The sequence below is a fragment of the Providencia burhodogranariea DSM 19968 genome (assembly GCF_000314855.2).
GTDB lineage: Bacteria > Pseudomonadota > Gammaproteobacteria > Enterobacterales > Enterobacteriaceae > Providencia > Providencia burhodogranariea.
The window spans coordinates 1269879-1277290 of the sequence record NZ_KB233222.1; the positions used below are offsets into that span (position 1 = coordinate 1269879).

General features: G+C 49.1%; 7 protein-coding genes and 1 pseudogene. 4 read left to right on the forward strand and 4 right to left on the reverse strand.

Annotated features, from left to right (window positions below):
- Window positions 1-82 precede the first annotated feature (82 nt).
- Complete coding sequence (locus OOA_RS21235; protein ID WP_008911125.1) at window positions 83-394, forward strand: hypothetical protein; 312 nt, start codon at window positions 83-85, stop codon at window positions 392-394.
- A gap of 14 nt (window positions 395-408) precedes the next feature.
- Here the strand turns inward: OOA_RS21235 and OOA_RS05400 are convergent.
- Window positions 409-1163, reverse strand: a pseudogene (locus OOA_RS05400) (MBL fold metallo-hydrolase).
- A 44-nt stretch (window positions 1164-1207) separates the two neighbouring features.
- Window positions 1208-2149 carry a LysR family transcriptional regulator gene (locus OOA_RS05405; protein WP_008911126.1) on the reverse strand — a complete coding sequence of 314 codons (942 nt, stop codon included), beginning with the start codon at window positions 2147-2149 and terminating at the stop codon, window positions 1208-1210.
- 43 nt (window positions 2150-2192) lie between these two features.
- Between OOA_RS05405 and OOA_RS05410 the strand changes: the two genes are divergently transcribed.
- Window positions 2193-3122, forward strand: coding sequence for an NmrA family NAD(P)-binding protein (locus OOA_RS05410; RefSeq protein WP_236611169.1), 930 nt, complete (start codon window positions 2193-2195; stop codon window positions 3120-3122).
- Here the strand turns inward: OOA_RS05410 and OOA_RS05415 are convergent.
- Window positions 3119-4057, reverse strand: a complete 939-nt coding sequence (locus tag OOA_RS05415) for an AraC family transcriptional regulator (RefSeq protein WP_008911128.1) — start codon at window positions 4055-4057, stop codon at window positions 3119-3121. The genes OOA_RS05410 and OOA_RS05415 overlap by 4 nt on opposite strands.
- Before the next feature lie 123 nt (window positions 4058-4180).
- Between OOA_RS05415 and OOA_RS05420 the strand changes: the two genes are divergently transcribed.
- Window positions 4181-4867, forward strand: coding sequence for an NAD-dependent epimerase/dehydratase family protein (locus OOA_RS05420; RefSeq protein ID WP_008911129.1), 687 nt, complete (start codon window positions 4181-4183; stop codon window positions 4865-4867).
- A 12-nt stretch (window positions 4868-4879) separates the two neighbouring features.
- Entirely contained in the window at window positions 4880-6052 is a 1173-nt protein-coding gene (locus tag OOA_RS05425; protein WP_008911130.1) for an MFS transporter, read from the forward strand.
- Window positions 6053-6142: 90 nt separating this feature from the next.
- Here the strand turns inward: OOA_RS05425 and OOA_RS05430 are convergent, their stop codons facing one another.
- The gene (locus OOA_RS05430; protein WP_040691132.1) at window positions 6143-7141 is read right to left on the reverse strand and encodes a LacI family DNA-binding transcriptional regulator; all 999 of its coding nucleotides are present in this window, start codon (window positions 7139-7141) and stop codon (window positions 6143-6145) included.
- Window positions 7142-7412: the final 271 nt, after the last annotated feature.

Sequence of the window (7412 nt, forward strand, 5' to 3'; positions counted from 1 at the left end):
TGCACCAAGGCATAAGTCTCTTTAACAACATCACACCCGCCACTTTTCGCACAGTGGCGGGTACTGCCCCTTAAAAGTGACAATGTCACGTAAAAATCAAAAAATAAAGTACACATTACTCTCGATTAAAGACTTTCTGCCTCAGGAAAGCATCGCAACTGCCTGCGAATCAACTATGCTCAGCCATTCAGCGAGACTTACCGGCAGTCCGTGTAATAAGCTTGGGCAAGCCATGATGAAAATGATGGCAGAGCGATTATTTCCTCATCCTATATTTCCCCACTCTATTGGAGCGAAAACAGACGTGCAGATTGAACCCTTACCACCGTTAAATACCTTGGTGGCTTTTATTGGAACAATAAACCCTAGCATTATAATGACCATGTTAATTTGATGCATTGCGCTTTTTTATCCAAGAACAAAGACATCCCCGGTTGCCGGAGCTATAACTTCAGGTAACCATAAGCGCCCCCATGCGCCAGTACAATGGCATCCCATTACTTTTTCTGGCTTTTGTTGCTTCATAAATGTCCTTACTTGCCAAAGTGCGTAAGGTGAAGCACAGCGAAGATGAAAACCGCCGATCAGCGCATGAATTTTATTTATTCCGGTAATATTTTGACAATGCCGAACAATATTAATGATTCCACGGTGCCCACATCCAGTAACAATCACCAATCCGCAGCCATCACTTCCCCGCTAATAATTCCGTATGCCCGAGGTGTGGCAACAGCAATCTCTCCAGACCACATAAAGCGGTCACTAATATTCAATGGCGCACGGCTGTATTCCATATTATATCGCGAGTAATCAATATCCAGGGAGAGCTTCTTTATTTTGGCTGTATAACCGGGAAGACTCATTGTCGAGTAACGTTCATTAGCAATTTGCGGATGACAAATTATGCGGCTATTATCCGGCAACCAAGGCACCCCACCACAGTGGTCATAATGTCCATGTGAAAGTACGGTCGCGGTTAATTGAGACAGGTCGACACCCATAAGCACGGCATTATGCAGAAAACTGCCATCAGGGCCGGTGTCAAATAAGACCGTCGTCGTATCATCCTGAAGTAGCAGACTCAGCCCGGCCTTAGCTAACAAGGATTTGTCTGCTCCAACTGCGCGACGATTTTCCAGTAATACCTTAATCTTTAATGTCATGATTTTCCCTCATCCAAAAGTCATCCATAAAAAAGCTAAAACCTTCAGCCAATATCCGCCCCGATAATCTCCAGACAAAAATCGATAAACACGCGCACTTTGGCCGGTGTAAAACGTCTTGAGGGATAAAAGGCATATAATGGGTAAATCTCTCCCGGCCAGTCGGGGAATAAATCGATTAATTCACCGCTGGCTAATTGCTGTTCATTACCTAGCTCAAACATTTGCGCAATACCTACACCAGCCAGGCAGGTGATGTGCAACACACCTGCATCGTTGATCAGCAATCCGCCGTCGGTGTGTATTTTCAGCACTTGTTGGCCTTTTGCTCCCAGCCCTTGATCATGACGTCCGCGATGAAATTCCCAGTCAAAGGCACGCGCCGTTTGTGGGTCACGAAACTGAATACAATTGTGCTGACTAAGCGCTTCCGGCGCGGCGGGCCTGCCGTGTTGGCGTAGATAATCAGGGGACGCGACGGTGACCACCCGGGTTTCTAATAAACGGCGTGCGACCAATGAGGAAGGCTGAGGAATACCAAAGCGTACGGCGATATCCATGCCATCGCTGACTAAACCTCCCCACTGCTCACGGGTGATCAACTCTAGTTTGATTTGAGGATAACGGGCAAAAAATTCGGGTAAACGCGGTGCCAGGATCAAGCGCGAAAAATAGCTGTCGATATTAACCCGCAAACGCCCACGTACCTGATGCGGAGAGTCAGACAGCGCATCGGCAGCATCCTCCATTGACGTCAACATCGGCATCACCTGCGCGTAAAATTGCTGCCCTTCCTCGGTCAATTTCACCGAACGCGTAGTGCGCTGTAATAGCAACACGCCAAGACGATTTTCTAAGCGTGATATCGCCCGACTCACGCCCGACGGCGTGATGGATAGCGTTTCTGCCGCACGGGCAAAGTTACCGCTTTCCACTACCGCCACCAATACGCCAATCCCCGATAACATACGTCCGTCGATTGCCATCACGTCACCATTGATGATTAATTGTCACTTAAGATATGAGTCAATGTCGTTTCAGTCAACGCTGCAAAATCATTACTCTCCTCGCACAATGTTTATCAATGAGGAAATGACAATGTATGCAATCACAGGTATTAGCGGCAAAGTTGGCGGCGCAACGGCAAAAACACTGTTGGCTGCTGGACATAAAATTCGTGCCGTACTGCGCGATAAACAAAAAGCGCAAACATGGCGTGAACGCGGTTGCGACGTAGCCCTGGCTGAACTGCACGATGTTTCGGCGTTAACAACAGCCTTTACCGGCGTCGATGGTGTCTTTATTTTAATGCCGTCGAATTTCGACCCAACGCCGGGCTTTCCTGAAACACACCAACTGATCGCTAATATCATTGCGGCCATTAGCGCCGCTAACCCGCCGAAAGTGGTGCTGTTATCGACCATCGGCGCACAGGCGCTCGAGCCTAACTTGCTCAACCAACTCGGGGCTGCTGAGCAGGCGTTTGCCACGCTCTCTATGCCCGTCACCGTTTTACGTGCCGCTTGGTTTATGGAAAACGCGGTGTGGGATGTTGCGGCAGCGCGAGAGGAGTCGGTTTATCGCAGTTTCTTGCAACCGCTCAGTCAAACGTTCCCCATGATCGCCACGCAAGATATCGGCAGTCTGGCGGCGTTTTTATTGACCGAAGCATCAAGCGGTTACCGCGTTGTCGAGCTGGAAGGCCCGCAGCGTTATACGCCACGCGAGGTAGCAAACGCGTTTGCGCTGGCACTACAACAAAACGTTGCCACGCAGGTGGTACCACGCGATAGCTGGCACGATCTATTTACCAGTCAAGGCATGAAAAATCCGCTGCCGCGTATGCAGATGCTTGATGGCTTTAATCAAGGCTGGATTGAGTTTGAGACAGATACCGTGATGTATGGCACAACCCGTTTAGAACAAGTGATTGCGCAATTGGTTGAGCCACAACGCTAGACCACATTTCCATGATGGTTGAGTATGGATGCCCGACGATGCTGCCCCGGAGTCTGTCCTATCACGCGCTTGAAAGCTTTACTAAAGGCGCTTTCTGACTCGTAACCCAGTGAGGTGGCGATAAGATAAACCGAGTCGCTGCTACTTGTGAGTTTTTCGCAGGCTAACAACATTCGCCAGCGCGTCAGATATTCAATAGGCGTGGTAGCAATCACGTCTTTAAAGCGCTGTGCGAAGGTCGAACGCGACATCCCTGCTCGTCTTGCCAACTGTTGTAACGTCCAGGGATAACCAGGTTCATCATGTATGCCACTAATCGCCGCACACAGGGGTTTATCCACGAGAGCAAACAACCAACCGCTATCTTTTTTACTCCTGTCAGACAAATGCAGCCGCAATGCCTGAACCAACATCATGTAAGCTAGCTGCTGGGTAATCAACGCCCCACCGGGCTGCGGGTAACGAATTTCGGCGACCATGCGTTCAATTGACCAACGCATTGCCGCTTTGTCTGCCTCTTTTTTGATATGAACAATCACAGGCAACGATCCAAGCAGCATATCGGCATGACGTCCGGTGAGGACAAAATGTCCACCAGCCAACATGCAATTATCTCCCCCGTCATCTTCAACGTTAGCCTCATCGCCTCGACGCAACGCATCGCGCACAACTGTAAAATCAACAGGTTTTGCCAACGGGTCAGTGGCCAGGCAAAAAGCGGGCCCAGGCGGCAACAAATAACAGTCGCCAGCGGTTAGCAGCACCGGTTCGGCAATGCCCTCAACAGATAACCAACACTGACCGGACACCACGGCATAACATTTGATACCGATATGCGGCGGCCACTGAATTGCCATGTTAGCGCGTATCGTCACGCCACCAGAAACATAGCTTTGTGGTTTTAGCAGAGATAACAATTCTGAAAGAGGATCCATATAACTCCGGACGATCAGACAAAAAATAGCGACGATATCGCATTGTTCGTATCAGCAACAAAATCTACTGTAATTGTCACCGCGATGCAAAGGCGGTTCTCAACCACTATAAGGATCATTACCATGCGTGTTTTCGTTACCGGCGCGACAGGCTTTCTGGGTTCGGCCATTGTCGGGCAACTGATCAATGCGGGACATCAGGTTCTCGGGCTAACGCGATCAGAGGCTGGCGTGCAATCCCTGCTTAGCATGGGGGCTCAAGCACATATTGGCGATATTGAAAATCTCGATAGCCTGCAACATGGCGCGAGTCTGGCAGATGCCGTGATTCACACTGCGTTTAATCACGATTTTTCGACCTTTGTCGCCAACTGCGAAACCGACCGACAAGCTATTGAAGCCATGGGTTCAGCATTGCTTGACTCGGATCGCCCGTTGATTATCACCTCCATTGCTGGCTTAGGCGCGATGACGAAGGGCCAACTAGCAAGCGAGGAATATTTCAATGCTGATTCCCCTAATCCACGTAAAGCCTCTGAGTTAGCAGGCATCGCGTTGGCACAACGCGGTGTTAATGTGTCTGTTGTGCGGTTGCCACAAGTTCATGACTGCGTTAAACAGGGACTCATTAGCCCGCTGATTGAATTAGCCCGGGAAAAAGGGGTATCTGCTTATCTTAATGACGGTGAAAATCGCTGGGCCGCTGTTCACATTAATGATGCGGCACGGCTTTATGTTTTAGCGTTGGAAATTTTCCCGCATGGTTTCTATGCGGGAAACCTTGTGTATTTACGCGCCAACCTGGCGTAATGAGTGATGTTTATGTCATCTGATAACACTATCAATACCACTGCTGAGAACAGCCGTTCTCTTCTGCCTCTTTCGTTTTCACTTTTTCTGGCATATCTGTGCGTCGGTTTACCCTTGCCCGTGATCCCACTGTACGTTCATAAAGTCCTTGGTTTGAGCAATACCATGGTTGGCATCGTCGTCGGAATACAATTCCTGGCGACGGTATTAACCCGTGCCTATGCCGGTAAACTTGCCGATAGCCGCGGCGGTAAACGCTCTAATCTGCAAGGTATCGTTGCCTGTGCACTGGCTGGCTTGACCTACATTCTGGCGGCCTTGTTACCTGCCGATGTGATGGTTAAATTCTCAATTCTGATTGTTGGTCGTCTCATTCTGGGATTCGGCGAAAGCCAGCTAATAACCGGTCATTTGACCTGGGGATTAGGTTTGGTGGGCAAACAGCGTTCAGGCAAGGTGATGTCGTGGACCGGCATGGCTATCTATGGTGCATTGGCCGCAGGCGCCCCTTTAGGTCTTTATATTAACCAACATTGGGGAATTTTGGCCTTAGGCGCCGCAGTGATTATTCTGCCATTGATTGGATTGCTGATTAACGCCCGTATCGCAGGTGTGGCACCGCTTAATGGCCATCCTGTTTCCATCTGGACCATGTTAGTACGCGTCTCGCCATTAGGTTTTGCTCTGTTCTTGCAAGGGATCGGATTTGCCGTTATTGGTACCTTTGTTTCCTTGCTGTTCAACGCCAAAGGCTGGCCACATGCCGGATTAACATTGACTTGCTTTGGCGGTGCGTTCGTTCTGGTGCGGGTGTTCTTCGGTCATATGCCTGATCGGTTTGGTGGATTACCGGTCGCACTGGGCTCCTTTATAATTGAAACACTTGGCCTGTTGCTGCTGTTTAGTGCCCATTCCTCGCATATCGCGCTGTTGGGTGCAGCACTCACTGGTTGCGGCTGTTCGCTGATCTTCCCGGCGTTAGGTGTCGAAGTGGTGAAAAGAGTCGAGCCACAAGTTCGTGGTACCGCGATGGGTGCCTACGCCGCATTTCAGGATATTTCCTATGTCGTAACCGGCCCTATAGCAGGTGTTTTAGCCACTCAGCTAGGTTATTCAGCGGTATTTGCCGTCGCCGCTGCTTGCTGTGTGGTCGGTATGGGATTACTGCTTAGACTCAAACGCTAATTCGTGTTCAACAAAAGAGGGATAGGTGTAAGCCCATCCCTCTTTTGTTATTTCATCGAACTCATTATTGGTTCCAGGCAATCCCCATACTTACATCGATTGCCTGACCAATAATGGACAATGCAGCGTTTGAATACCGGTTGACTCTCGTCCTTCGATCAAATGCAGCACCGCCTCTCTGCCTATCTCATGATGCGGTAACTGTACCGTTGTCAGCGGCGGTAAGAACAAATCACCAATACCGACCAGATTGTCGTATCCCAACACCGCCACCTGTTGCGGAATCGTAATACCTTTAGTCAACAAGACTTGATAAGCCAAAAAAGCGATGCGGTCATTGCCGCAAATCAATAAATCAAAATCAGGGATATTGTGTGGGCAGTGTTGTTCGATAAATGGCACCACGTCGGGATAATGTCCCTCGCCATCTGCCATATGAAATTGCCGTAAATCTTGCGGCGGCAATCCGGCCTCTCGCCAGGCCAACTCCGCCCCGCCTCGCCGACACTGGCTGGCGATAGCCGTTTCGGGCAGATAAAAGCACAGTGGTCGACGATAGCCCATTTCAATGGCTTTGCGTACTGCTTGATATTGGCCATCAAAATCATTGGGGACATACGCCGGAAAATTGTTCTCTTTCGTCGTGCAGTTAGCCAACACCAGATTTTGATCTTTCAGACGCTCGGGAACAGTGACCTGCCGCAAGCCCATCGCGGTATAAATAATTCCATCTGGGCGCTGAGCTAACAGGTGATTTATGGTGCGTTCATCATCTTGGTGTGAGGTGAGATTGACAAAAAAAGCCGCCCAGCCAAATTCACGGGCGGTATCTTCGATAGCAAGCAAGATATCAACAGAAAAAGGCGTAGTCGCCGTATCAAGCGACAAGACCCCAAGTGTAGAGACTTTTTTGCCATTATTATTACGTATCTTCCTGGCAGAGAAGTCTGGCACATAGTTAAGACTTGCTATTGCTTGCTGGACTCGCTGCAACGTCTCTGGCTTCAATTGCTCGGGGTAATTGATCGCCCGTGATACGGTCATCAACGATACACCGGCGCGTTGAGCGACGTCTTTAAGAGAAACCATATCTTTAGGCGGACTCATCGTGTTATCTGGCGGAAAGATGTGCCGATGAAACCATGATGCTCACCGGACACGGCGTGCTTACATAACCTATTAATTTCAATAAATTACTTCACATAAAGTGCGTATTTGCCATTAAACATCTTACTTAACATAAAAACAACTTACATATCGTAAAAACAGTCTTCATCGAGTGTTGATGTTGATATTTTCTGCACCGGTCCTTGCATCTTAACCATGAAATCATCATAAAAACTAATGTGTAATGTGCTGT